The organism is Alteromonas sp. ABH4_454, assembly GCF_056311775.1.
In genome coordinates this window covers 988,783-1,014,169 of sequence record NZ_CM149972.1, presented here as the reverse complement: position 1 = coordinate 1,014,169, position 25,387 = coordinate 988,783, and the positions used below count along the sequence as shown (strand labels likewise).

At 45.8% G+C, this 25,387-nt stretch carries 22 protein-coding genes and 1 pseudogene; 17 read left to right on the top strand and 6 right to left on the bottom strand.

Annotated features, from left to right (window positions below):
• Nucleotides 1-3 precede the first annotated feature (3 nt).
• From lptM to ACYX4W_RS04440, 6 genes are read left to right on the top strand one after another with little or no spacing between them, the layout of a single operon-like run.
• Nucleotides 4-201 carry an LPS translocon maturation chaperone LptM gene (lptM, locus tag ACYX4W_RS04465; protein ID WP_474802905.1) on the top strand — a complete coding sequence of 66 codons (198 nt, stop codon included), beginning with the start codon at nucleotides 4-6 and terminating at the stop codon, nucleotides 199-201.
• On the top strand, nucleotides 201-1,451 hold the full coding sequence (gene lysA, locus ACYX4W_RS04460; RefSeq protein ID WP_476074802.1) for a diaminopimelate decarboxylase: 1,251 nt from the start codon (nucleotides 201-203) through the stop codon (nucleotides 1,449-1,451). Before lptM ends, lysA begins: the two co-directional genes overlap by 1 nt.
• Before the next feature lie 35 nt (nucleotides 1,452-1,486).
• A complete protein-coding gene (gene dapF / locus ACYX4W_RS04455; protein ID WP_118490701.1) occupies nucleotides 1,487-2,317 on the top strand; it encodes a diaminopimelate epimerase in 831 nt (276 codons plus the stop codon).
• The gene (locus tag ACYX4W_RS04450) at nucleotides 2,314-3,009 is read left to right on the top strand and encodes a DUF484 family protein (RefSeq protein WP_474857297.1); all 696 of its coding nucleotides are present in this window, start codon (nucleotides 2,314-2,316) and stop codon (nucleotides 3,007-3,009) included. Before dapF ends, ACYX4W_RS04450 begins: the two co-directional genes overlap by 4 nt.
• 5 nt (nucleotides 3,010-3,014) lie before the next feature.
• The gene (gene xerC / locus ACYX4W_RS04445) at nucleotides 3,015-3,935 is read left to right on the top strand and encodes a tyrosine recombinase XerC (RefSeq protein WP_476074801.1); all 921 of its coding nucleotides are present in this window, start codon (nucleotides 3,015-3,017) and stop codon (nucleotides 3,933-3,935) included.
• 19 nt (nucleotides 3,936-3,954) lie between these two features.
• Nucleotides 3,955-4,695, top strand: a complete 741-nt coding sequence (locus ACYX4W_RS04440; protein ID WP_476074800.1) for an HAD-IA family hydrolase — start codon at nucleotides 3,955-3,957, stop codon at nucleotides 4,693-4,695.
• Between the two features lie 37 nt (nucleotides 4,696-4,732).
• On the opposite strand, the gene cysE is transcribed toward ACYX4W_RS04440, so the two are convergent.
• The gene (cysE, locus tag ACYX4W_RS04435; RefSeq protein WP_179982004.1) at nucleotides 4,733-5,530 is read right to left on the bottom strand and encodes a serine O-acetyltransferase; all 798 of its coding nucleotides are present in this window, start codon (nucleotides 5,528-5,530) and stop codon (nucleotides 4,733-4,735) included.
• Nucleotides 5,531-6,041: 511 nt separating this feature from the next.
• Between cysE and uvrD the strand changes: the two genes are divergently transcribed.
• A complete protein-coding gene (gene uvrD / locus ACYX4W_RS04430) occupies nucleotides 6,042-8,213 on the top strand; it encodes a DNA helicase II (RefSeq protein ID WP_118490711.1) in 2,172 nt (723 codons plus the stop codon).
• A 42-nt stretch (nucleotides 8,214-8,255) separates the two neighbouring features.
• Nucleotides 8,256-9,533: a GGDEF domain-containing response regulator gene (locus ACYX4W_RS04425; RefSeq protein WP_476074799.1), complete on the top strand. Its 1,278-nt coding sequence runs from the start codon at nucleotides 8,256-8,258 to the stop codon at nucleotides 9,531-9,533.
• A gap of 45 nt (nucleotides 9,534-9,578) precedes the next feature.
• On the opposite strand, the gene rarD is transcribed toward ACYX4W_RS04425, so the two are convergent.
• The 3 genes from rarD to ACYX4W_RS04410 all read right to left on the bottom strand — a co-directional run bounded on the left by rarD (nucleotide 9,579) and on the right by ACYX4W_RS04410 (nucleotide 12,642).
• Nucleotides 9,579-10,493: an EamA family transporter RarD gene (rarD, locus tag ACYX4W_RS04420; RefSeq protein WP_476074798.1), complete on the bottom strand. Its 915-nt coding sequence runs from the start codon at nucleotides 10,491-10,493 to the stop codon at nucleotides 9,579-9,581.
• A gap of 226 nt (nucleotides 10,494-10,719) precedes the next feature.
• The gene (locus ACYX4W_RS04415; RefSeq protein ID WP_474802912.1) at nucleotides 10,720-12,057 is read right to left on the bottom strand and encodes a magnesium transporter; all 1,338 of its coding nucleotides are present in this window, start codon (nucleotides 12,055-12,057) and stop codon (nucleotides 10,720-10,722) included.
• Nucleotides 12,058-12,141: 84 nt separating this feature from the next.
• A complete protein-coding gene (locus tag ACYX4W_RS04410) occupies nucleotides 12,142-12,642 on the bottom strand; it encodes a thioesterase family protein (protein ID WP_476074797.1) in 501 nt (166 codons plus the stop codon).
• A 269-nt stretch (nucleotides 12,643-12,911) separates the two neighbouring features.
• On the opposite strand from ACYX4W_RS04410, the gene recQ reads away from it, so the two are divergent.
• A complete protein-coding gene (gene recQ, locus ACYX4W_RS04405; protein WP_476074796.1) occupies nucleotides 12,912-14,753 on the top strand; it encodes a DNA helicase RecQ in 1,842 nt (613 codons plus the stop codon).
• A gap of 86 nt (nucleotides 14,754-14,839) precedes the next feature.
• Here recQ and ACYX4W_RS04400 read toward each other — a convergent pair whose 3' ends face one another.
• Complete coding sequence (locus ACYX4W_RS04400; protein WP_476074795.1) at nucleotides 14,840-15,508, bottom strand: glutathione S-transferase; 669 nt, start codon at nucleotides 15,506-15,508, stop codon at nucleotides 14,840-14,842.
• A 105-nt stretch (nucleotides 15,509-15,613) separates the two neighbouring features.
• On the opposite strand from ACYX4W_RS04400, the gene ACYX4W_RS04395 reads away from it, so the two are divergent.
• The 4 genes from ACYX4W_RS04395 (at nucleotide 15,614) to ACYX4W_RS04380 (ending at nucleotide 21,298) form a co-directional block, all read left to right on the top strand.
• Nucleotides 15,614-15,931, top strand: coding sequence for a hypothetical protein (locus ACYX4W_RS04395; protein WP_476055274.1), 318 nt, complete (start codon nucleotides 15,614-15,616; stop codon nucleotides 15,929-15,931).
• Nucleotides 15,932-16,078: 147 nt separating this feature from the next.
• The gene (locus ACYX4W_RS04390) at nucleotides 16,079-18,919 is read left to right on the top strand and encodes an EAL domain-containing protein (RefSeq protein ID WP_476074794.1); all 2,841 of its coding nucleotides are present in this window, start codon (nucleotides 16,079-16,081) and stop codon (nucleotides 18,917-18,919) included.
• A 132-nt stretch (nucleotides 18,920-19,051) separates the two neighbouring features.
• Nucleotides 19,052-19,666, top strand: a complete 615-nt coding sequence (ribA, locus tag ACYX4W_RS04385) for a GTP cyclohydrolase II (protein ID WP_014947836.1) — start codon at nucleotides 19,052-19,054, stop codon at nucleotides 19,664-19,666.
• 183 nt (nucleotides 19,667-19,849) lie between these two features.
• Nucleotides 19,850-21,298, top strand: a complete 1,449-nt coding sequence (locus ACYX4W_RS04380) for a DUF3300 domain-containing protein (RefSeq protein WP_476074793.1) — start codon at nucleotides 19,850-19,852, stop codon at nucleotides 21,296-21,298.
• A gap of 109 nt (nucleotides 21,299-21,407) precedes the next feature.
• Here ACYX4W_RS04380 and ACYX4W_RS04375 read toward each other — a convergent pair.
• Nucleotides 21,408-22,290, bottom strand: a pseudogene (locus ACYX4W_RS04375) (ATP-grasp domain-containing protein).
• A 171-nt stretch (nucleotides 22,291-22,461) separates the two neighbouring features.
• On the opposite strand from ACYX4W_RS04375, the gene ACYX4W_RS04370 reads away from it, so the two are divergent.
• From ACYX4W_RS04370 to ACYX4W_RS04355, 4 genes are all read left to right on the top strand, one after another.
• Entirely contained in the window at nucleotides 22,462-22,716 is a 255-nt protein-coding gene (locus tag ACYX4W_RS04370) for a hypothetical protein (protein ID WP_476074792.1), read from the top strand.
• A 61-nt stretch (nucleotides 22,717-22,777) separates the two neighbouring features.
• Nucleotides 22,778-23,944: a methyl-accepting chemotaxis protein gene (locus ACYX4W_RS04365; protein ID WP_476074791.1), complete on the top strand. Its 1,167-nt coding sequence runs from the start codon at nucleotides 22,778-22,780 to the stop codon at nucleotides 23,942-23,944.
• Between the two features lie 38 nt (nucleotides 23,945-23,982).
• A complete protein-coding gene (locus tag ACYX4W_RS04360) occupies nucleotides 23,983-24,501 on the top strand; it encodes a DUF6436 domain-containing protein (RefSeq protein WP_476055278.1) in 519 nt (172 codons plus the stop codon).
• A gap of 121 nt (nucleotides 24,502-24,622) precedes the next feature.
• A complete protein-coding gene (locus ACYX4W_RS04355; RefSeq protein ID WP_476055279.1) occupies nucleotides 24,623-25,363 on the top strand; it encodes a MauE/DoxX family redox-associated membrane protein in 741 nt (246 codons plus the stop codon).
• Nucleotides 25,364-25,387 lie beyond the last annotated feature (24 nt).

The following is a 25,387-nucleotide window of genomic DNA, read 5'->3' as shown; positions in this document are numbered from 1 at the left end:
TTCGTGCTTAAAAAGTCAGTTGTTTTCTTGCTAACACTCACAGCATTGTGTGGCTGTGGTTATAAAGGGGCGCTTTATATTCCTGACGCGCCTGCACAAAACACTTCTACTGAACCAACGTCTTCTGAAAATACAGGAGTCGATGCTTCGTCTAGCGCCAATACCCCATCCCCCGCAACTACTTCTGGAGAGCTGAACTAGTGGATTTTTTCGCCTACAGCCAAGGTCAGCTTCACGCTGAACAAGTGGCTGTTTCTGATATTGCAGCCCAGCACGGAACGCCGGTTTATATTTACTCACGCGCTACGTTAGAGCGCCATTGGCATGCGTTTAACGATGCTATCGGTGAACACCCTCACCTTGTGTGTTATGCAGTAAAAGCTAACTCAAACATTGGTGTGTTGAATGTTTTAGCGAAGTTAGGATCAGGCTTTGACATCGTTTCAGCGGGTGAACTAGCCCGTGTTATTGAAGCCGGTGGTGACGCAAGCAAAGTGGTATTTTCAGGCGTAGGCAAAAAACACGACGAGATCCGCTATGCGTTAGAGCAAGGTATCATGTGTTTTAACGTAGAGTCAGAGCCAGAGCTTCACCGCATTAACCAAGTAGCCGGCGAAATAGGTGTAAAAGCCCCTATTTCACTGCGCATAAACCCTGACGTTGATGCCAAAACTCACCCTTATATTTCTACGGGTTTGAAGGCGAATAAATTTGGTATTGCACGTGAACGCGCGTTGGCTACTTATGAGCTGGCTGCATCGCTACCTCATCTGAATGTGGTTGGTATGGACTGTCACATAGGCTCACAGCTTACCGAAATTGGACCTTTTGTTGATGCATTAGAGCGCTTACTTCTGCTTATTGATGAACTAGCCGAGCGCAACATTATTATTGAACACTTAGATGTAGGTGGTGGTCTTGGCGTAACTTATAACGACGAGCAACCGCCTCATCCAAAAGCCTACGCACAAGCCATGGCTGAAAAAATGGTAGGCCGTGAAAACCTTAAGCTTATCCTTGAACCTGGCCGAGCTATTGCGGCTAACGCCGGTATTCTGGTCACTGAAGTTGAATTTATCAAAGAAGGTGAAGAGAAGAGTTTCGCCATTGTCGATGCTGCTATGAACGATTTATTGCGCCCTGCGCTTTACTCTGCATGGCAAAATATTATTCCTGTGAAAGAAGAAACCACGGCAACGCCTCGCACCTATGACGTTGTAGGGCCTGTGTGCGAAACCGGTGATTTTATAGGAAAAGATCGAGAATTAGCTATTGAACCAACCGACTTACTTGCGGTTCGAAGTGCTGGTGCCTATGGTTTTGTAATGGCGTCGAACTACAATAGCCGCTGTCGACCAGCGGAAATTATGGTAGACGGCGACAAAGCAATTGTGGTTCGCGAACGAGAAAAACAAAAAGATCTCTGGCAAGGTGAGTATAAACTTCCGTAAACTAGAGACAAACTAACAAGATAGATGCGCGTTTAATGCAGGTTCAATTTTCTAAAATGCACGGCTTGGGTAACGATTTCATGGTTATTGATAACGTTACTCAGAACGTCTTTTTCTCTAAAGAAAAAATTCAGCAATTAGCTAACCGAAACTTCGGTATTGGCTTCGACCAGCTGTTGATGGTAGAACCGCCATACGACCCTGAACAAGATTTTCACTATCGCATCTTCAATGCAGATGGCTCCGAAGTAGAACAATGCGGCAATGGCGCCCGTTGTTTTGCCCGCTTTGTTAAGCAAAAAGGCCTTATTAACCGCAACAAGATAGTGGTAAGCACCAAAGCGGGAAAGATGGTGCTCTACCTAGAAAAAGATGGTCAAGTAACGGTCAACATGGGCAAACCTGAGTTTGAACCTGCGAACATTCCGCTTACAGCCAACAAGCAAGAGAACACGTATATTTTGCGTGTGGGCGAGCGCACCTTGTTTATTGGCTCGGCGTCAATGGGCAACCCTCATTGCGTTATGGAAGTTGACGATGTGAATACGGCCAATGTCGCCGAAATTGGCCCGCTTGTTGAAAAACACGAACGCTTTCCAGAAGGCGTAAACGTGGGCTTTATGCAGATAATTAACGATTCGCATATCAAACTTCGCGTATTTGAGCGTGGTTCGGGTGAAACCTTGGCCTGCGGCAGCGGTGCATGTGCAGCAGTTGCAATTGGTCAAATACAGGGTAAATTAAGTAAAGACGTACGGGTAGACTTGCCCGGAGGCAGCTTACGTATACGCTGGCCTGGCCCAGATAACGTGTTAAAAATGACAGGGCCTGCCGAACACGTATATGACGGACATATAAATTTATGAGCGAAGTATCAGGGCAATCTAACGCCACGCAATTAATTGAGCCATTTAACGACACAACGGAATTGTCGAGTGCTGATGTGCGCGCGTTCTTATTACAAAACCCTGAGTTCTTTGCAGAGCATGCCGACCTTCTTGAAAAAATTAAGCTTCCTCATGAGCACAAAGGCAGTGTTTCGCTTGTTGAAATTCAAAGTGAACAGCTTAGACAAAAAGTCAGGCAGCTAAATTTTAAGCTGAATCAGCTGGTTACCATCGCTAAGCAAAACGAAAAAATATATCGCGTTTATACCGATTTAAACGTACAGCTACTACGCTGTGAAAGCGTAGCTGAAGTACAGTTTACCTTAGAAGATGTACTACAAGAGCGTTTGCAGTTGTCTTCTGCGGTGATAAAAAGCTTTAAAGGCCCTCACGCTATTCCTGAACTACAACAACGCCTGTTCACTGAGAAGCGCTTTAAAAATACCAACTTCTTCTTTGGTCGTTTGTCACAGCACGAACGTCAACTTCTGTTCGGCGAAAGCCCTGCAGAATCTGTAGCGTTAATGCTGCTTGGTGATAACCGCGAATTGGGTATTTTGGGCATTAGCAGCAGCGATGCCAGTCATTTTACGCCGGATATGGATACGCTTTTGCTACAACAGCTTCAGCAAGTACTCAATATTATCTTGCCTGAAATGATGGGATATTAGGTGCAGTGTCTACAGACGCCTTAATCAGCGAACCTTGCCAACAATGGCTCGATAAATTTCTACTTCATTTGCAGGTAGAACGCGGTTTATCCCTACACACCATCAAAAATTATCAGCGCCAGCTAACCGAAGTGGCAAAGCTACTTGGGCTTTACGAATGGTCTGGGCTCACGCCAAGCGATATTAAGCGTGTTATGGCTGATGCCAAAATGTCTGGGCACAGTCCCCGAAGTATCGCACTTAGACTATCGGCACTAAGAACATTCTGCCAATACCTTATTGACCACCAGCAGCTATTCAGCAACCCTGTTGAGGGCATACAAGCCCCTAAACAAGGAAAACCGTTACCTAAGCAGCTTAGCGTAGATGAGATGCAGCAGTTGCTTAATGCCTCGCCTCGAAGCAGTGACGATGATGAAGGCATGCAGTTAAGAGATGTAGCCATGTTTGAGCTGCTTTATGGTTGCGGCCTGCGCTTAAGCGAACTTACCGGGCTTAATTTAGCCGACTGTTTAAAAGACGGTACGGTAAAGGTCATGGGTAAAGGGAGTAAGCAACGTATACTGCCATTGGGGCGGCACGCGCAAAAAGCGCTAAGCGCATGGTTAAAAGTACGCCCTGCTTACGCTTCACCTTACGAAAGTGCAGTATTTGTCAGTAAGCGTAAAACCCGAATATCGAACAGGCAGGTTGCCAATCGTTTAGATAAAATGGCGCAAGAACAGTCCTTATCGCAAAAAGTAAGCCCCCACAAACTGCGCCATTCTTTTGCTACTCACGTATTAGAATCCAGTGGCGATTTGCGTGCGGTTCAAGAGCTGTTAGGTCACGCTAACTTGTCGACAACACAAGTTTATACTCACCTAGACTTCCAGCATCTCGCCAATGTATATGATGCCGCTCATCCGCGGGCGCACAAAAAATAAAGCTAACCTAAGGTTTACCATGCAGTTTTTTAGGTCTATTAACAAAGTCCAGGCGATGACCTTCGACCTTGACGACACCCTTTACAATAACGAACCTATTATTCGACGGGCCGAAGAAGCGCTTCAAGCGCATATTGCTAAGCACCACAGGTCAGCCGCAGCGTTGTCGGCTAGCGACTGGCTAGCACTTAAGCAAGCTGCAATCAAGAAAGATCTTCGCTTAGCCTCTGACATGGGTCAGCTTAGGCGTGTAGTGCTTACCGCCGCACTGTCTAATACGACTCCTGAAAAGTTAAAAACAGACCTGACCAACTTTGGTGGACTTAATGATGCAGTAGAGGCCTGCTTTAACTGTTTTTACGATGCAAGAAGTAACTTTGAATTGGCTGACGATGTGCACGAAACGTTAAAGGCAGTAAGTAGTCAATTACCGCTTATCGGCATTACTAATGGTAATGTAAACGCAGAAAAAATAGGGATTGATGGTTATTTTGAAACCATTTTTCACGCCAGCACATCGCGCCCTATGAAACCGGCCCGAGACATGTTTGATGAAGCCGCAGCACATTTACACATTGCACCGAAACACATTCTTCATGTAGGCGACAATATTATCAAGGATGTACAAGGAGCAATTAACGCTGGCTATCAAGCAGCATGGTTTGCCTGTAACAGACCCATGACGCTAGCCAACGAACCTGTAAGCGTATTGCCTCACGTAGCACTAGACAACCTCAACGACTTAACCCACTTCCTGTGAATAATGGGGTCAGAGTCAGGACTCTGACCCCACAGCTTTAGTTATCTTCTAGGACGTTTTGGCGCATGGATTCACAGGGGCTTTGACAAACCGGTCTCCCTACTACCTTGGCAGGAACGCCCACTACGGTAACGTGGGCCGGAACACTATTTAATACAACGCTACCTGCGCCGACTTTCGAGCCTTCACCGATTTCGATATTTCCTAGGATTTTGGCTCCTGCGCCAATTAATACGCCTTGGCGAATTTTGGGGTGGCGGTCGCCCGACTCATTACCCGTACCGCCTAACGTAACGCTCTGCAAAATAGACACATTATCTTCTACTACCGCAGTCTCACCCACCACAATACCGGTAGCGTGGTCGAACATAACGCCTTTACCAATTCGCGCTGCTGGGTGGATGTCTACACCAAAGCTCGATGAATTACGGCTTTGCAAAAACAGGGCTAGCTGATGACGACCGTGAAGCCAAAGGTAGTGCGCCATTCGGTGCACCTGCACAGCATGGAAGCCCTTAAAGTGAAGTAAGGGAGTAAGATAATCATTAACCGCCGCATCTCTTGCATTAATCGCCATAATATCGGCAATGGCTGCCTCGCTAATACCTGGCTCTAACAAGTAGGCTTCGTCGAACACCTCTCGTATAGCAAGCGCAGGCATCACGTCATCTGCCATTTTGTTTGACAAAATGAAGCTTAGCGACGACTCAAAATTATGATGCGCAAGAACACTGGCATGCACATAGCTAGATAGCAAAGGTTCGTTTTCAGCAACAATTTGCGCTTCTTGTTTAAGCGTCGACCAGAAATCGATGGGCGTAGAGAGTGCGGTCATAAGCATATCCCGTTAATGTGCTGTTAGTGAGCTGTTTGTGTGCCAATGTACGTCGTTAAAAAATTGGGGCCGAGTGCTTTTTCAGCTTGCCTAAAATGGCTTAACTTTTTGACCAACTCTCGCCTTGTATGAAAGTGCAGAGGTTGCCAAAGAAAAAGAGCAGAAAGTTTACCCGAGTTTGGCGTGATGCAATACCGATGTGATACCTGCCAAGCGCATAATTCGATCAATTTATCGTATTAATTCGTTATAGCTAATAACTGTATCTTTGATTTGTGCACCTTTGGGCCTGCCTTTGGCAACATTAAGCACTGTAACAATTTAATTAGAACGGTTAAAACACCTATTTCTTTCAATAAAAGACCCGTATGACTGCACATCTTAAATACCCAAATAACCGCGCTTTTACTTAACGAAAACGCTAAAAAACTGGACTGTATAAATTAACAGTCAGATGGCATAATAGCCCGCTGCTGAATGTATAACACTATCAACTAACAGGTACCACACTATGGATGTATCTCGACTGCTAGACGAGCTTAACGACAAACAGCGTGAAGCAGTAGCAGCCCCATTATCAAATGCCCTAGTATTAGCTGGCGCAGGTAGTGGTAAAACTCGTGTATTAGTGCATCGCATTGCGTGGTTGATGGAAGTCGAAAACATCGCACCTTTTTCTATTCTCGCGGTTACCTTTACCAATAAGGCAGCGAAAGAAATGCGCGGCCGTATTGAGTCGTTGATGGGTCGCAGCCTGCACAATATGTGGATTGGTACCTTCCACGGGCTTGCACATCGCCTATTACGCGCACACCACGCTGAAGCTAACTTGCCTGAAAACTTTCAGATTATCGATTCTGACGATCAGTACCGTTTGATTCGCCGCATTCTAAAAGCCATGAATTTGGACGAAAAACATTGGGCCCCTCGTCAAATCCAGTGGTACATAAACGGCAATAAAGACGAAGGCCTGCGTCCTCAGCATATCGAAACCCATGGCGATCATATTCAAAAGACCATGCGTGAAGTCTACGCTGCATATCAAGACGCCTGCGACCGTTCAGGCTTAGTTGATTTTGCCGAGCTATTGCTGCGCGCTCATGAGTTATGGGCAAAGAACCCTGAAGTGTTGGCTCATTATCAACGCCGTTTCCGTGCTGTGTTAGTTGACGAGTTTCAAGATACCAACAATATCCAGTATGCATGGCTTCGTATGCTATGTAGCGGCGACAATAACAACATTATGATTGTTGGTGACGATGACCAGTCTATTTACGGCTGGCGCGGTGCAAACGTAGATAATATTCAGCATTTCCTAAAAGACTTTAATGAGCCTACCACTATTCGCCTTGAGCAGAATTACCGTTCTACCGGGAACATTCTGAAAGCAGCGAATACGGTTATCGACAACAACACGGGTCGTTTAGGGAAAGAACTGTGGACAGAAGATGCGCAGGGCGAGCTTATCTCTGTCTATGCCGGTTTTAACGAACTCGACGAAGCCCGCTTCATTGTTTCAAAAATTAAAGACTGGCTAAATCAAGGCAACGCCCTTAGCGACACCGCTATTCTTTACAGAAACAACGCTCAGTCTCGTGTATTGGAAGAAGCTTTATTACACGAAGGGTTGGCCTATCGCATTTACGGTGGCTTGCGCTTCTTCGAACGCCAAGAAATTAAAGATGCCCTTGGCTATATGCGTATGGTAAGCCACCCCCACGATGATGCTGCTTTTGAACGTGTGGTAAACACCCCAAGTCGCGGTATTGGTGAGAAAACCCTATCTCAAGTACGCGACACTGCACGTATGCATAACTGTTCTATGTGGCAAGCCAGCCAGCTACTTATAAACGAAGGTGGCTTTAAAGGCCGCGCGTTAAACGCTATGCAAAGCTTTGTATTACTCATTACAGAGCTTGAACAAGCCACATTAGACGAGCCGCTTGACCAGCAGGCCGATAAAGCGATTCGTCAATCTGGTCTCTACGCCATGTACCAAGCAGAGCGCGGTGAAAAGGCTCAGGCTCGACTAGAAAACTTAGAAGAACTCGTCAGTGCATGTAAAACTTTTATCGTGCCTGAAGAAGCGGAAGAAATGTCTCCTCTGGCCGCGTTTTTGGCCCACGCTTCCCTTGAAGCCGGGGAAACCCAAGCAGATAAAGACCAAGACGCTGTGCAGATGATGACTATCCACACGGCAAAAGGCCTCGAATTTCCACTGGTGTTCTTAGCCGGCGTGGAAGAAGGTATGTTCCCTAGCCAGATGACCAACGACGAACCAGGCCGAATGGAAGAGGAACGCAGACTTTGCTATGTTGGTATGACCCGCGCTATGCAAAAGTTGTATATCACTTACGCAGAAAGTCGTCGATTATATGGTCAAGATAAGTATCATACGGCTTCGCGCTTTATTCGCGAGATGCCAGCAGATTGTGTGGAAGAAGTCAGACTTAAATCCACCATCTCGCGGCCTGTACATAACCGCTTTAGCCAAGCAACCTCACACGCCAGTTTTGAAGAAACCGGCTTTAGTTTGGGTGAGCGCGTAGTGCACCGTAAATTCGGCGAAGGCATTGTGCTAAATTACGAAGGTAGTGGTGAGCATGGCCGAGTTCAAGTAAACTTCGATGAATTTGGCAGCAAATGGCTGGTACTTGCTTACGCAAAGCTGGAGAAAGCGTAACGTTATTAATTGGCAAGGTAGCCTAACTCTAAGTTGGAATGTATGCAGCAACACGTGCTGATCATCGAAAATGGTGAAGGCAACCTTGAACTTATCGCGAAATTAGTACGCCGTTCGAGCCTTACGCCCGTGGGCGCAACGTCGCTCACCGAAGGAAAGGCTCGCTTTGCACAAGAAACACCAGAAAGTTTTTTGTGCGCCATTGTTGCTTACTCATTACCCGATGCGCCAAAAGGCGAAGCCATCGACTTTGCGGTTGAATCCTTCATTCCTACCATTGCGACAACAGAAAACCTAGACAATGCTATCCGCGACAAGGTGCTTGAGCGGGATGTTGTCGACTATATTCCGAAAGAAAATTCACAAAACTACGACTACCTAAACCGACTTATAGGCCGCCTTGAAAAAAACAAATCAACCGGCGTTGTGGTGGTAAGTACCAATCGTGTTTTACGCTCAAAAACGGTTTCACTACTTCAGCGACATAACTTTATTGCCTTCGAATGCTTAACAGCTACCGACGCAATGCAGTGCCTCTCTGAACATAAAAATGTACGTCTTGTTATCACCGATAACACGCTGCCGGATATGACGGGCACCCATTTCGTGGCAAGCTTGAGAAAAGCGTTTTCTAAAGAACAGCTAGCCATAATGGGCATTGCTGGCGGTAAAGGCATGCTAATGTCTGCGCACTTCATCAAAAGCGGCGCGAATGACTTCTTACGCGTACCTTACTGCCATGAAGAGTTCTTGTGCCGCGTAATGCAAAACGTGGAATATATTGAAAGCGTTGAAGAAATTCGTCGTGTGGCGAATACCGATTATTTAACGGGCCTACCCAACAGGCGCCACTTCTTTTACATGGTTACGGTTCAGCACCAAAATTTATCTGATGATCATGCCTTGGCTCTTATCGACCTAGACTTCTTTAAGTCAATTAATGATACCCATGGCCATGACGCCGGAGACATAGTGCTAAAGGCCATGGCAGCACTTATTGAGTTTTACTTCCCAGATGAAATTATTTCGCGCTTTGGTGGTGAAGAATTTTGCATTTACATGCCTTCAACGCCTGTTGATGAAGCCTGCGAACGCTTGGAAGATTTCAGAAAAGTGGTAGAAGCTGAAGTTATCCAGCTTCCCAAAACCGATATAAAAGTTACCTGCAGTATCGGAGCAAGTGGTGCCCATACCCAGCGTGTAGATAAGCTGCTAAGCCTTGCCGACAAGCAGCTGTACGCCGCCAAAAATAGCGGGCGAAACCAGGTCAAATGCGAGCCGCCCGATGCACCTCACCAAGAGCAAGGCTCCTTATTGTAGTTTTCGTTTTGGCTTTACGTCTCAAAAGACTGCAAGAACCAGCCTCTACTCTACCGCTAGCTTTTGCGCTTTACGCTGACTGCGATAATTAACCAAGGAGTCGGCACTAAATAAAATTAGCGCAAGCCACACAAACCCGAACGTAACCAAACGCGACTCTTCAAGGGGTTCTCCATAAAGATAGACGGCTAGTATGAACATTAGCGTTGGTCCTATGTACTGAAAAAAGCCTAAGGTTGAATACATAATGCGTCGCGCTGCAGCGGTAAAGCAAAGCAACGGGGCAGTGGTAACAATGCCTGCCGCTAAAATAAGCGAGTTTAGGGTGGCATCATTATTAAATAAGTTACTGTATTCAGAACCAAATAATACCCAGTAGACGATAGCTAATGGCGACAACATTAAGGTTTCAATGAACAGACCTGGTAGCGAGTCTACCGCCACCTGCTTACGTAATAAGCCGTATACGCTGAAGCTTCCAGCAAGTACTAAGGCAATCCAGGGCACGTGGCCGTAAGAGAAAATAAGAATTGCTACACCAATAACAGCAAGACCTACCGCTACACGCTGCAAATTGCGCAACCTCTCACCTAAGAATAACCGACCCAAGAACACGTTGATGAGAGGGTTAATGTAATAGCCCAAGCTTGCATCAAGAATATGGTCGTTATTGATCGCCCAGATAAACAAAAGCCAATTTGCCCCCAGCAACAGCCCAGCTACGAACAAAATCTGCATAACTCGCTTATTACGAAGAGCAGCCCCCACTTTTGGCCATTGTTTTAATGCAGCGATTAGCCCAACTAAAAGCACTACAGACCAAATTACTCTGTGCATGAGTATTTCAGCGGCGGGTAATACCATTAACTGTTTGAAATAAACAGGTGCAACACCCCACATACTGTATGCGGCAATCGCGCAAATAACGCCGACTTGGGCGGCACTGGCTTGCTTAGACAAGGCTGGCTCCAACGAGATTCAGGGTAAGAAGGCGCGTATTGTTTATCAGGTTACCGTAATACACAACCCTTAACGCTTTCCAATGCGGCAAAGGGCAGGTAACAGGCGGCACAACCAACGAAAAAAGCCCCACCGAATGTATTCATTCAGTGGGGCTTTAGATGTGTACGACACTTTTAGGCTGAACGAGGCCCTAAACCGGAACCATCTTTCAAAAGAAGACGACTTATAGAAGAAAGAGCGTTCCCAAACCCAAAAACGCCACAAAACCTACAATATCGGTGACAGTAGTCAGTATGACCGACCCAGACAATGCTGGGTCTATTTTAAGCTTGTCTAAAATGACGGGCACGAATACGCCAGCTAAGGCAGCGGCGACAATGTTGAACAGTATGGCTAAACAAATCACCAAACCAAGCATAGCGTCAGTGAACCAGAAATAAGCAACCACGCCGATTACCAACGCCCAAATCACGCCGTTCACCCCGCCTACCTTCAGCTCTTTCACCATTAGTGCTCTTAAGTTGGCTGGGGTTACCTGCCCTAGTGCAAGCCCGCGTACAATCAAGGTAAGCGTTTGGCTACCAGCAATGCCGCCCATACTCGCCACCACTGGCATAAGTACCGCAAGGGCAACAACTTGCTGCAGCGTACCTTCAAACAGCCCAATAAACCAAGATGCCATAAACGCGGTTAGCAGGTTTATGCCAAGCCACAGGGCACGGTTTTTCGCACTTTTTGCTACAGGCGAGAATAAATCTTCGTCCTCATCCATACCTGCCGACGCCATCACCTGGCGTTCGTAAAACTCATTGACTAGCTCGCTCGCCGAGGACACATCTAAACGACCTAACAGTTTGTTGTTCTCGTCAACCACCGGCAAAGACGCCAGACCCGAACGCTGTACTAGGAGCGACGCATTCATGGTGTCATCCTCTCCCTGAATAGTGGTCACATTTTCTTCAGATAAATCAAATAACGACACGTGATCTTGTGCGTTAAATAGGTGGCTAATTTTAACTAGTGCTGAAAACTGACCAGATCGATTCACAAGAAAAATACTGTCGCAGTGCTGAGGTATATCACGTCTTAGTAAGCGCAAGCCCTCGCGTACTTTCGCGTTCGACGGCAATACTAACTGTTCGTGGTTTACCCAGTGTCCTATTTGATTATCGGGAAATTGCGTAGCTTCTCTGAAGTACTTTCGCTCTTTGGAGTCAAGTGACTCGTACGCCATATCGACGAGGCGTTTTGGCAGTGAATCAAGTAGTTCAAGTAAGTCTTCGGCATCAATATCAGCAAAAATAGACGCCCATTCATTGTGAGGCGTATTGTCGATAAGGATTTCACGAGGATCGCTACGCATCTCAACAAGTACATCGAGCTTGCGGTCGCGAGAGATACCATCCCACACCACCAATCGTTTTTCTACAGGCAGTGATTCTAAAAGAGATGCAATGTATACCTCGTCTTGTCCGGCTAAAGCCGCCAACAGAGTTGCCGGGTCATCCCCTATACTTTCGGTAACAATCTCTTCGATTAAATCTGGTAATGGCTCTGCCATGCTACACCTCCCGTAATACCGCTCACTTCCCTCACACAACGAAAAACAAGTATTGCGGGATAATGCAAACCTATTAAGGCACGGCTATCCCAGCATATAAGTACCCGTACCGAAGGCGATATGATCGCTTTTTTCGTTGTGTAACTCCATTCTGCAAACCACTAGTTTACTACCCTTGCGTATAATCGCTGCCGTCGCGATAAAGCGCTCGCCACGCCCTGGACGCAAATAGTCAACACGCATATCAACGGTGCCCATGGTCGGCAATCTAATCTGCAAATCTGCAAGGTGCTCTTCTGGGGTTTGCTTTATGGTCTCTAAAATTGAAACTAAACCACCGATGGTGTCTAGCATAGTCGCTGTTACGCCGCCGTGTAGAATTTTTTGCAAAGGATTACCGGTAAGCGTAGGTTGCCAATTGAGGTGCAACGAAATCTGTGTATCTAGACCGGCACCTTGCGTGACAAATTCCAAGCCCAACAGCTGATTAAAGGGCATGTTATCACGAAAAAGCCCAATGACATGATCGATCATAGCTTGGTGGTCTAATTTCTTATTTACCCTAGTCTCTTCATTGATAGGCATTGTGTTATCCACTTACTGTGACAGTACCCACAACATTACTATTGAATATATCGAGTAAGGAAATTCATCCAACCAATATTATCCAATCAGAGTCATTTATGTACCACAACGCCCTTATCGGTTCCGCACCTTCACGCCACACAATTTGTTCAAAAAGCACACGGCCCTGTTTATTTGAATGGTGATTACCCGTGTCATCGCTACATTTTAGTCTAGTTTTTTAAATTGCCCCGTGAAGCCGGGCCTAAAAACGCGTAAAATCCTGCGCCATGACAACTGCAATCGCGCCATCAGAATTAACGCCTAAAACCCAGCACGCAAAAACGCCTGAAACCGTCTTAAAAGAGGTATTTGGTTACGATGCTTTTCGCGATGGTCAGGGCGAAGTTATTCACCAAGTATGTGAAGGAAAAGACGCACTTGTTTTGCTACCTACAGGTGGCGGGAAATCGCTGTGCTATCAAATCCCTGCACTGGTGCGAAGCGGCACCGCTATTGTTGTTTCACCGCTTATATCGCTTATGCAGGATCAGGTAGAGCAGCTAAAAGCGCTTGGCGTAAACGCCGCTTATCTTAATTCAACGTTGGAAGCCGACGAACAAGCGCGCATTAACGATGCCCTCCAAGCTGGTAAGCTGGATTTGCTTTACGTTTCGCCTGAACGTTTAATGCAGTACTACTTTCAGCAGTCGCTAGCCCACGCCGACATCGCTTTATTTGCCATTGATGAAGCGCACTGCGTTTCCCATTGGGGTCACGATTTTAGGCAGGATTATCGCGCCTTGGGTCAAATAAAGTCTCGTTTTCCCACTATTCCTGTCATCGGCCTAACGGCAACAGCAGATTCAGCGACACAAGCAGACATACTAACGCAGCTAAACCTAAACGACCCGCTCGTTTACAAAGGAAGCTTCGACAGACCCAACATTCGCTACCGCGTAATGAGTAAGTACAAGGCTTTCGATCAAGTTGTCGCTTACGTAAAGCAACAAGAAGGTAGCGGCATTATTTATTGTAACAGTCGCGCGAAAGTCGATGATCTACACGCAAAGTTATTCAAGCAAGGCTTTCGCTGCGCGGCGTATCACGCCGGTATGGATTACGACGAACGAGAGTTAGTACAGCGTCAGTTCCTTAATGACAAAATCGATATTGTGGTGGCCACTGTTGCCTTTGGTATGGGTATCAACAAATCAAACGTGCGTTACGTGGTGCATCATGATGTACCGCGCAGTGTTGAAAGCTATTACCAAGAGACTGGGCGCGCCGGGCGAGATGGCCTAGAGTCTGAAGCCCTATTATTGTTTGACGAAAAAGACGCGGCCCGCGTAAAACAGTGGATAGAGCAAGGCGAAATAGCTGAGCGCAACCAAATAGAGCTGCAAAAGTTCGCGGCCATGGAAGCCTTTTCAGAAGCACAAACCTGCCGACGGCAAGTGCTTCTGAACTACTTTTCGCAGTTCAGTGACAGCGCCTGTGGCAACTGTGATATCTGTCTAGATCCCCCTAAAATGATTGACGGCTTAGTGATAGCGCAAAAAGTACTGTCGTGCGTATTAAGGCTTTCACAACAAGCTTCTAGTCAGTATGTAATTGACGTATTGCGAGGCAAGCAGCTAAGGCGCCTCCAAGAGGCCGGCCATCATCAGCTTTCAACCTATGGCATAGGTAAGGATAAATCGGACAGCTACTGGCATAACATTATCAACCAGCTTGTGCATAAAGGGCTTATTCGCGTTGATATAACTGCTCACGCCGCACTGAGATTAACCGAAGCCGCACGGCCCGTACTAAAAGGCGAAGTCGCCGTTCAATTAGCCGTACCGCGACTTGAATTTAAGCCCGATAAGAAAAAGGCAAAGCAAGCGCCTGCTAACTACGACAGAACCTTGTTCACGCGCCTCAAGCACTTGCGCAAGGTGTTGGCCGAAGAAAATGAAGTGCCGCCGTATGTGGTATTTAGCGACGCCACTTTGGTTGATATGGCGTGTAAACTGCCTACTACACGCAACACGTTATTAGAGGTAAGCGGTGTGGGCCAAACAAAATTGGAACGCTACGGTGAGGCCTTTATTCAGCTCATTGACGACTATATCAATCGCGACCATTAAAAGCTTCAGGGCCAATTAGGTCTTTATTTCCCAGTCGGCCGCAGGGTTTGCACAAAGTAAAGGGGCGCGCCTTGCGGATGAACACACTAGGCGTAAGCGTACTCACCACCCTTTTCTAACGCTGCTTTGTAAGCTTCTCTGGCATGAACACGCTTCACGTAACCCTGAATGGCAGTAAAGTCCTTCGCTCGCCCGCTGGCTACCAGCGACTCTAACGGAAATATCATTTGAACATCTGCGCCACTAGGCTTATCACCTGCAAACCAAGTGTTTTTCGCTAAATAAGACTCTACGTATCGCAAACTTTGAGCCAAATTAGGACCATAATAGGCATTGAGAATACCGTCTATTAGCTTATTAGTGATAGGTTTTATGAAAAAAGGTTTAGAACCTTTCTGCCGTGCTTTTTCTAGCACTAAATTGGCCACCAATGGCGGCATTAATGAACCTTCCGCGAAGTGAAGCCAGAACCAATATTGTTGAAGTGCTTCGGGGTCTTGGGGAACAGCAAATGCGTCGGTAGCGTGATGGCGAACTAGATATTCCACAATAGCGCCAGATTCTGCAATTGCACCGTGTGGCGTAGTAAGAACAGGCGAGCGACCCAATGGATGCACAGCCCGCAGCGAGTCAGGCGCCAGGTTCGTAGTGCTGTCTCGTTGATAAAATTCTATTTTGTACTCTACGCCTAGCTCTTCTAAAAGCCACAAAATTCGCTGTGAGCGAGAGTTATTTAAATGGTGAAGTGTTAGCATACCTCGTCCTTAATACGCTTAGTTTAACGCTATTGTTTTTGTGTTGTACTATATACACTTTTTAAACCAAGCGGGTTTACTAACGCCAATAAATTGTTAACTTCTATGCAAAAACTTACAAAAGAAGACATTCTACAACACGCCCTTGTTAACGAAGGCAGCGTAGAAATTCGCGCTGCGCTACCCGCTACCCCACTTAAAACTCAACAGTGGGCGGAACATTTTTGTGCATTATTTAATTTCAAACTTTCAGAAGCAGATTGGGGAGCTGACCGGTTTCAGGCAGTTGTCACCGCAAGTGCAAGCGACACAGATTTGCAGTGTATGCTTTGTATAGAATGGCTTTGCGAAGCGATATGGCTGGAGCCTATTGGTACGCAGCAGTCGCCATCGGTAATTTTTAACTACCTTTTGCAAGCGTAACCCGCAAATTATCACTGTACGTTGAGTTTGGCTTTTCGTTAAAACTAGTATTATTCTAGGGGAAGCATCCAAAGGATAAGAGGGCTTAATAACACATATTTCGCCTTTATAAACATCCTCTTACTATGTGGTTCAAGGAATTAACGAGTGGTAATAGCCCGGCTATTTAAGTACGTATCAGCTTTGCTCATCAGTTGGATGTTGCTAAGCCTAAACGTTTCAGCTAACAGTCAGCTTACTGTCAACGAGTCCTTTGAGCGGGAGATTATTAATCTCCATGCGCGTTTGTCTGTCGCCCCCACTAGTGCCACATATTTTGATGTTTTAAATGGCAACACTAAGGATACTTCAGCCAACGCCTCTTTTACCGATGAACGCATATGGTATTCCACCGAACTAATTCATACAGGCTATAGCCCTATCCCATTAGTACTCAATGTTGACCGCCTGAATGTGGACGATTTACAGATATTTCTTCTTGATAGTAGCGAGCGAATCATCAAGTCCTATCGGTACCAAGCAGGAAAAGGTGATTATTCTTTAAAGCAGCCACTTCCTAACATTAGGCTTGCATTTACTCTTCAGCCTTATCAAGACGCTCGCTTACTCATTGCGGTAAAAGACGAAGGGCTCAAGTACTTCCCTATCACCTTGTGGGAAAGAGACTTACTCGCACAGCATGACACCAATATGCTTACTTTGCTTGGAGCGATAACGGGTATCATGGCGCTAATTGCGCTCTATTTTTTGTTTTCTTACTTGTATCAGCGCATTGCCACTCGGTTTTGGCTTACCATGTCGTCGCTTGTACTTATCACACTATTGTTTATAACAGCAGGAGGGTTGGCAATTTGGCCAAGCTTAACTAACGGCAGCGAGCACTTCTATGCTGTATGTTTTTGCATGTTATTGTTGTGCATTGCCAAAGTTACACACCATCTTTTCACCCGTATCCCCATTGCTCTGCGGTCGCTAAGTTATCTTGTACCCGTCGTCGCTACCGCCTACTGCTTTATTGTGAATACCTATATAGCGTCTATCACACTTCTACTGTTAACCGCGGGCATGGGGCTTTATCACGTTTTACTAGCACTCGTATTTAAAGACAAAGGGAGTCGTGCAGTAAGTATCACTTATACACTTGCCTGGCTTTCCTTTTTTGCATTTTATGCACTGGTAACGCAAAACCTATTTAGTAATCTGATTTATACCGTAGACGTTGCTATTGGAATGCTGTTCTTTCTCACTCTCGGCTTTCTGTGTTTTGGCTTTGCTGTCATCGCCAAAGAAGACGTGTTAAATCAGCGACAGCTTTCAACGCAAGCAGAAACAATATCAAGCTTAAATCACTTCTATGACTTATTTAGGCACTCAGCGGAAGGGCACTACACCTCAACATTGGATGGAAAGCTTATTTCCGTTAATCCGGCCATGTGTAACGTATTCGGCTATGAAAACGAAGAGAAGATGCTTGCCGAAGCAGAGAACACAAAAGTGTTCTACGCCAGTGCGGAAGACAGACAGGTTTTACTCGGTGAAATATCACAAAACGGTCATGTAACCGGTAAGGAAATTAGAGGTCGGCGACGAGACGGAAGCGAGTTTTGGTTCTCCCTATCCTGTCAAATCCGAAAAAATGGCGAAGGCGACTTTCTCTACGGCTCTATTGTGGATATCACCGAAAAGAAGCAGTCAGACTTAAGCCTGCAATATTTAGCTACCCATGACTCGCTAACTGGCGTTTATAACCGCCGCCAGTTTGAATCTATGTTTAAAGATAAAGCAGTGAACGCAAACGACACACCAGTATGTTTACTGTTTTTAGATCTAGACAGGTTTAAAGTAGTTAACGATACCTGTGGCCATAAAGCTGGCGATGTACTTATTAAGGATATTGCCCGTTTGATTGAGAACACCTTGCTTTCGGACGCACAATTGGGCCGCCTTGGTGGCGATGAGTTTGGCATTATTTATTCAGGTATTGATGCCGACGCCGTTTACTTAAATGCAGTAAAAATCCTTAACGCCGTGCAGGCTTATCGCTTTATGTGGGACAACCGCATTTTCAACTTAGGCGTGAGCATAGGTATGGTGGTATGCGACGATACCGATGTCGACCCGGGCCAGTATTTAAGTATGGCCGATGCCGCATGTTACTTCGCTAAAGAACAAGGAAGAAATCAGGTTCATAGATACAACAAAAATGACGAAAGTATGCAGCGCTACCAGCGCGAACTTGATTGGGTATCCTCTATTAACAACGCGTTAGAAGAAGGTCGCTTCGAGCTTTTTTATCAATCGCTAAGGCCATTAAGTAAAACCAGCGACGGGCATTACTACGAAGTTCTGCTGCGTCTTAGGGAAAAAGACGGGCAACTTGTCGAGCCTGCCAACTTTTTACCCACGGCTGAGAGATTCGAGATGAATGTCAGTGTTGATAAATGGGTAGTAACAAATACCTTCAAATGGCTATCTGAAAACCCTGAGCACCTTGCACAATTGAAACGGTGCAGCATCAACCTTAACTGCCACTCACTGGCAGATAGAGATTTTACCTTGTTTATTCTCAATGCATTCGAAACCTTTAATATCCCGTACAACAAAATATGTTTTGAGGTTATTGAGTCAGTAGCCATCATTAAAATGGAAGTCACTCTTGCCTTTATGCGTACCTTTAACCGTCTCGGGTGTTCTTTTGCCCTCGACGACTTTGGCAGTGGCTTCTCTTCTTATAATTATCTTAAAAGCTTACCCGTGAGCCAGGTAAAAATTGACGGTATGTTTATTAAAGATATGCTAAACGACAGTGTAGATACGGCTATGGTTGCCTCTATTAACGATGTTGCCAAAGCCATGGGTATGCAAACTGTTGGCGAATTTGTTGAAGATGAAGGCACCATGGCACAGCTAGGCAAAATGGGCGTTGATTTCGCCCAGGGCTACGGTGTTGCTAAGCCCGCGCCTTTACGAGAATTTAAGCCCCTCTGATAACTACCCCTGATACACCCTTTGCGAAAAAAGTGATAGCACAAGCGTCAACTCGCGTATAATAAAATGGTAGACTTGCAAAAATAGAAGTCGTCCCCACTTATTGCCCACTGTCCAAAGTGTAGAAGTAACATGAGTAGCAAACAGCCTAAATACGAATATGTCAGTACCGCAAAATTACCCACAAGAATGGGTGATTTTAAAATACACGGCTTTGTTGAAGCCAGTGGTCAGGAGCACGTTGCCCTTTCTTACGGAGAGTGGAAAGAAGATGACGTAGTGCCTATTCGTATTCATTCAGAATGTTTAACCGGTGATTCTTTATTTAGTACCCGCTGCGACTGTGGTTTTCAGTTAGAAAAAGCCATGCAAAATATTGTAGATAACGGTCACGGTGTATTGCTTTACTTGCGCCAAGAAGGCCGAGGTATTGGTCTTTTAAACAAGATTCGCGCTTATAACCTTCAAGATAGCGGCATGGACACCGTTGAAGCGAACGAACACCTTGGTTTCGACGCAGACCTTAGAAGTTACGACATTTGCAAGCTAATGTTAGACACCCTCAATGTTAAACACGTGGAGCTAATGACAAACAACCCTAAGAAGCTTGCCGCACTAAAAGCACTAGGAATAGACGTTGTAGCAAGAAAGCCAATAGATCACGGTATTACTAAAGACAACAAACACTACCTTAAAACGAAGACAGAGAAGCTCGGTCACGCCTTCGACCCGCATGTTTTCAAATAGCTAGAGACATTGGCAAAGCCCATACAAACTAGCATTCATTATCTTCTAAAAGCGCCCACTACAACAATGTGGGCGTTTTCTATTCAGCTTCGGTTAATTATCGTTCGAGCATAATGTATACAGACTTACCACATTGCGCGTAAAAAGCAGCAAATCTGCAGCATAGCAATGTAAGGAGAATGTATGAAAAACATAGCCTTATCGATAGTTATAGCGCTGTCCAGTGCTCAGGCGCTGCCTGTACTTGCTCAGTCGAATACAAGCCTTGCTCAGGCTTCGTCTTCAACTCAGCAATATTCTGATGCCGAATTAGATAGTGCACTTGCGCCCATTGCCCTTTACCCCGATACACTGCTTACCCATATTTTAATTGCTTCTACCTACCCTTTAGACGTAGTTTCAGCCGACCGCTGGCGTCAAAGCAATAAGCATCTAACGCCTGAACAAGTAGAGGGTGTGTTAGATGGCGTAAGTTGGGACCCGAGCGTAAAAGCACTCGCGCCATTCACCGAGCTACTTAATACCTTGGCCAGTGATCTTGAGTGGTTACAGCAGCTTGGCGACAATGTACTTATTGATCAAAGTCGAGTGTTAGATCGTGTTCAGGTGCTTAGGCAGCATGCTCATAACACAGGTAACTTGGTAACTAACGACTACATTGAAGTTGAAAGAGAACGAGAAAGCAGTCGAGAAATTATTTATATAGAGCCGCGCCAGAGAGAGGTGGTTTATGTGCCATATTACGACCCACATGTTGTATATGGTAACTGGTGGCACCCAATTTCGCCAATTCGCTGGAGACACCATGTAAGCTACCATCACCATAGCAATGTATACTGGTCTCCAAGCGTTCGCCTTTCTACCTTCTTCTTCTTTGGCAGCGTGCATTGGCATAACCGTCACGTAGTCATTCACCGCGAACCCGTGCGCCGCTATTATCACGGTAGCCCACGTAAACGCGTGGTAAGTCGTGACTATCGCCGTTGGGAGCACAATACAGTGCATCGCCGGGCACGTTATTCTAATCGCGTGGTTCACAGTGCTCCTGCGCGCTATGAGCATGCAGGTGTAACGCGCGCAAAACGTGTTTCCAATAAACATATTAGAACGGCCAATCGCCCAGCGCATAACGACAATAAGCGCTCAGTAAGCTCTGTGACACGTACCAATAATGCTAAACCGATAAAGCGGACGATTGAGCCTAAACAAGTAACGCCTCTTAGAGAACCCCGTCTGTCGAACAAGCAGAACTCTGTGAAGCGCAAACAATCGATAGAGCATGCGCTGAAACGCAATCAATCGGTGGCTAAAAACGAAAAACCAACGCGGAACAACACACTTAAAGCCTTGAAGCGTGACAAGCCAACTAGAACAGCGCCATCGCCACAGTCTAGGAAGTATGCAAACAGGAATGGTGCGCAACATGGTTCAGTGAAGCAAAACGTAAATCGTCAACGGATTGAAAGGACGAGTCCACAACACCGTTCAGTTGCCCGTGAAAGTAGTAAACCTAAGCGTGTAGAACGAACATCTAGCCATAGATCGGTAAAACAGTCTCAGCGAGAAAGACCACAAAGGCAAATATCTCGGATGGAACGCAGCGTTTCGAAAGGAAATAGCTTAAAGCGCTGATCTTAAGCGCTAGTTTTAAACACGCGCCTTTCAATAAACTCGGACAAGGACAGTTAACTAAATAGCGGCTTGCAGATTCAGAGTGTGCACGCCGCTTTTTTTACTTTGTTCACTGCGCTGACGCGTGAAATCTCACTAAAGCCTCCACAAAGCGAAGCGGAGACTGCGGGTCAAGGTTGAAGTACAGTGAAGGTTCAATGAGACTCAAGCTCCATTATCGCCCAATTATTACCCTGCTTCACCAAATCAACACGCGCATACAATGCATCACACGGCATAGCTGCCAATGCTTTTTCAGCGATAGCCAATTGTTTACTGTCTACGGTTATAGAGTGCAAGCTGCCGCCATGCTCTTCTTGCACGCGAAAGTCGCCTTTTTGTGGCACTTTCTTAATGGCATGGCTGAACTCACCACCGAAATAGAATAACGAGTATTCACCCTCATCAACAACACTACTTAAGAACGGTTGGATCATAAAATCCCGCTGGTGAAATGTATCGTAAAGTACTTTCTGATTCACATGCCCCTCACGCCAGTCGTCAGCGGAAAGCTTAAAAGTATCATCAGCGTTAGCACTCAGCGTGGGTTTAATCACCACAGTGTCACAACCAAATTGCGCAACCGCCTCCTCTATAACATTGTTATTAAACTCGCTTCCCCACATTGTTTCAACAATAGGAACCCCTTTGCCCTGCAAGTCTTTAAGGTAGTGTTTTTCAATATTCCACTTCATCAAGGATATCGGGTTTAATAACACCGCACTCGACGCCTCAATGCCTTCTAAACAAGCTAAAAACTCTTCAGCGTGCTGCTGATAATCCCACGTGCTGCGAACAATAACATAGTCAAACTTATTCCAATTTGGTGAGGCGCTATGCCAAGAGACCGTTTTTACAGTCCACCCGCGTTGTTCGAAAAACGGTATTAATAATTCATCATAGACGAAAAAATCTTCAAGATTATCGGTCGATAAAAAAGCGATAGCAGGCATAACTGAGTCCTCAATTTACACGGGCTTCGGCGCATTAAAGTTTTGTAATAATTTAAGTATCTATACCAAAGTTAAATAGCGTAGACACCGCAATCTGCGTAGACTGCAGCGAAATTAGCACACCTATTATTTTTAACCTACACTTAATCTAAATAACCATCGGAGATCGGCATGCAGTACCCTTGGCTCCTTGAAGGTCACAAAATTTTTCGCGTTGTGATTGTTATTCAATTACTCATTGCTGTAGCTATTGGTGTGTTTACAGGTGAACTTTTACCTGCGTTTATCTTTGGTATTCCTATTGCAGCTTTGCCACTTGTACTCAGCCTTCAAAATCCTTACTCGGCGATAAGCCGCCATGCTATGGCAATTGGCGTACAGTCTGCTTTCTGCATTGCATATACATCAGTCATTTGGGTTAATTGAAGTACACTTTGAAATATTCGTACTTCTTGCCTTTCTTTCTTATTTCCGAGACTGGAAAGTAGTGGCAACAGGAACGGCGGTTGTAGCCGTTCATCATATTTCGTTCTTTTTTCTGCAGGCAGGCGGGGCGCCACTGATGATTTTTGAGGAAGGTCACGTAACTTTCCCTATCCTGCTTATGCACGCAGCTTTTGCATTGTCTGAAGGTGGCGTATTGATGTACATGGCTAAGCAAGCCCATCATGAAGGTGCAGGCGCCGCCGAGCTACGCCTGGCCATTGAAACCATGCAACAGACTGATGGCAAGCTTGATTTGTCCGTTGAGCTAAATCGCGGCAATAAAATAGTCAGGCCTTTCGCTGAACTTATTGATCAAGTGAAATCTCTCATCGAGCTTGCTTCTAACTTGACTGATGAAGTGGTAAAAGGGGCTTCAAATATGGAGTTAGCGGCTAATAACATGTTTGAAATTAGCAGAAATACTGACCAAGAACTTGCCATGGTGTCGGCATCGTCAGAAGAAATCGCACAAACCATGCAGCTTTCAACAGAGCAAACTACCCTTGCTAGTGATAAAGCGTCAGCAGCGCAAAGTGCCTCCCAGTCTACCCGCGACTCTATTTCTCAATCCAGTAAAACAATAGACTCGTTGCGCAACACGCTAAATGCTGCGGCGCAGACTAACTCGGCTCTTAACGAACAATGTTCCCACATTTCTGATGCCATGCGCTCGATTACTGCGGTAGCTGAACAAACTAATTTGCTTGCACTGAATGCAGCTATAGAATCGGCCCGCGCTGGCGAACACGGCCGCGGTTTCGCCGTGGTAGCCGACGAAGTGCGCACCCTGGCGATTCGCTCAAAAGAAAGTGCAGACCAAATTACTAGCATTACTGAACAGCTAGTAGCACAAACCGCCAGTTCGGTTGATCAAATGCAAACCTGTATACAACTGGTCGATGAAGCTGTTGTTTCAAGTGATAGTGCCACATCGGCCATGTCAGAAATCATGCAGCAAATCCGCGAAGCCAGCGAAAGTATGACTGAAATTGCCACCTCTGCTGTGGAACAAGAAACCGCGTCAGCTTCCATTGCGCAAAGCACCGCGCGATTGAGTGAACTTACTTCTGAAGAGCTTGCTACCGCTGAATCACTTGCAGGTGAAGTTGAAGTGTTGTCACAAATTTCTCAGCGTATGCGCAGCGCAATTGAACGCTTTAAGCTTTAAACACAAATCTTAAAGCACAGTCGAAAGCGTTTTATCTCATGCATAAAAAGGCGAGTTGGCTGCTACTTATATTATGGGCGATAGGGCTGCTTTGCGCCCTATTGGTATATGGCCAGCGTCAGCTATCAGACTTCGACCCTAACGGCGAATTGCTGCACCGCACGACTGCGCCAGACTTTGACGCCACCCTCGTTGCAATATTAGAAAAACAGGATATCCAACCAGGTTCTATCATTCATGTGGGAACTCAGTCCCGCTGCTATTGCGACACGCTAACAAAACCACACCAGTCTCAGTTGCTAGCAAAGCTCGGGGATGACTATCACCAAGTCAGGTTAAACGTGGAAGATGTACCTGAGCTAACAGCTATGCTAGAGGCCCTTCCGGCCCTTATCGTGCTAGATAAACACAAGCAACTTCGCTATCTTGGCCCTTACGCCACAGGCTATGGATGCTTTACCGGTAAAAACCTCGTCGAACAGGTGGTAAGCTACACCACGCTGCATCCCTATGCAGGTGCCGTTATTAACACTGATGCTACAGGTTGTTTCTGCTGAAACACTGGCATAAATTATGTACCCCTCTTTGTATCTCGTAATATCAATTTAGATAGCGGAAAAAATGGGCAAATATTGCACGCTCATAGCTATCTAGTGAAAGCTTTACAAGGAGTCCACTATGTCTAAGCACGCCACCCTCTATCGCATGGTCACTCCTGAGCATATTTGCCCTTTTGGACTCAAATCAAAAGACCTGCTCGAAAGAAAAGGCTATAAGGTCGATGATCACCATTTGTCTAATCGAAGTGAAACAGACGCTTTTAAAGAAAAGTACGGTGTTAAAACGACCCCGCAGACGTTCATAGACGATAAACGTATTGGCGGTTATGACGACTTGAGAGATTACTTCAATTTAAAACAAGAAAGTGAATTTGGATCGCGCTACACACCTATTATCGTAATTTTTTCCTTAGCGGCACTCATGGTGTTTGCCCTTATGCTAAAGGGTGGCCTACCAGCAGGATTAGAGCCTTTTATATTGAATTTTATTGGAGTGGCTATGGTCATACTTGCCCTCCAAAAGCTGCAAGACTTAGTGGCTTTCTCAAACCAGTTTATCACCTATGATTTATTGGCAATGAAGCACGTTAGATACGCGTATATTTATCCTTTCGCAGAGGCATTTGCAGGGCTTGGCATGTTAGCAGGGCTGCCAGCTTTATTGGTTTCACCGGTTTCCATTTTTATCGGCGCTATCGGTGCCGTTTCAGTTATCAAGGCAGTCTATATCGATAAGCGAGAGCTTAAATGTGCCTGTGTTGGCGGAAATTCAGATCTACCCCTTGGCTTTATTTCACTGACAGAAAACCTTGCTATGCTAGGTGCGGGTCTTTATATGCTTGCAAGATGGCTAGCCTAGTCTAAAAGATTGTTAAGGCTAGAT

Bases quoted from the DNA above. Each gene is read 5' to 3' on its own strand.
- ACYX4W_RS04415 (WP_474802912.1), bottom strand. From the start codon at position 12,057: ATGGCAGAGCCATTACCAGATTTAATCGAAGAGATTGTTACCGAAAGT.
- ACYX4W_RS04380 (WP_476074793.1), top strand. From the start codon at position 19,850: ATGAAAAACATAGCCTTATCGATAGTTATAGCGCTGTCCAGTGCTCAG.
- ACYX4W_RS04370 (WP_476074792.1), top strand. From the start codon at position 22,462: ATGCAGTACCCTTGGCTCCTTGAAGGTCACAAAATTTTTCGCGTTGTG.
- ACYX4W_RS04440 (WP_476074800.1), top strand. From the start codon at position 3,955: ATGCAGTTTTTTAGGTCTATTAACAAAGTCCAGGCGATGACCTTCGAC.
- ACYX4W_RS04425 (WP_476074799.1), top strand. From the start codon at position 8,256: ATGCAGCAACACGTGCTGATCATCGAAAATGGTGAAGGCAACCTTGAA.
- uvrD (WP_118490711.1), top strand. From the start codon at position 6,042: ATGGATGTATCTCGACTGCTAGACGAGCTTAACGACAAACAGCGTGAA.
- dapF (WP_118490701.1), top strand. From the start codon at position 1,487: ATGCAGGTTCAATTTTCTAAAATGCACGGCTTGGGTAACGATTTCATG.
- ACYX4W_RS04410 (WP_476074797.1), bottom strand. From the start codon at position 12,642: ATGCCTATCAATGAAGAGACTAGGGTAAATAAGAAATTAGACCACCAA.
- ACYX4W_RS04395 (WP_476055274.1), top strand. From the start codon at position 15,614: ATGCAAAAACTTACAAAAGAAGACATTCTACAACACGCCCTTGTTAAC.
- cysE (WP_179982004.1), bottom strand. From the start codon at position 5,530: ATGACCGCACTCTCTACGCCCATCGATTTCTGGTCGACGCTTAAACAA.
- ribA (WP_014947836.1), top strand. From the start codon at position 19,052: ATGAGTAGCAAACAGCCTAAATACGAATATGTCAGTACCGCAAAATTA.
- ACYX4W_RS04360 (WP_476055278.1), top strand. From the start codon at position 23,983: ATGCATAAAAAGGCGAGTTGGCTGCTACTTATATTATGGGCGATAGGG.
- ACYX4W_RS04400 (WP_476074795.1), bottom strand. From the start codon at position 15,508: ATGCTAACACTTCACCATTTAAATAACTCTCGCTCACAGCGAATTTTG.
- recQ (WP_476074796.1), top strand. From the start codon at position 12,912: ATGACAACTGCAATCGCGCCATCAGAATTAACGCCTAAAACCCAGCAC.
- ACYX4W_RS04355 (WP_476055279.1), top strand. From the start codon at position 24,623: ATGTCTAAGCACGCCACCCTCTATCGCATGGTCACTCCTGAGCATATT.
- ACYX4W_RS04450 (WP_474857297.1), top strand. From the start codon at position 2,314: ATGAGCGAAGTATCAGGGCAATCTAACGCCACGCAATTAATTGAGCCA.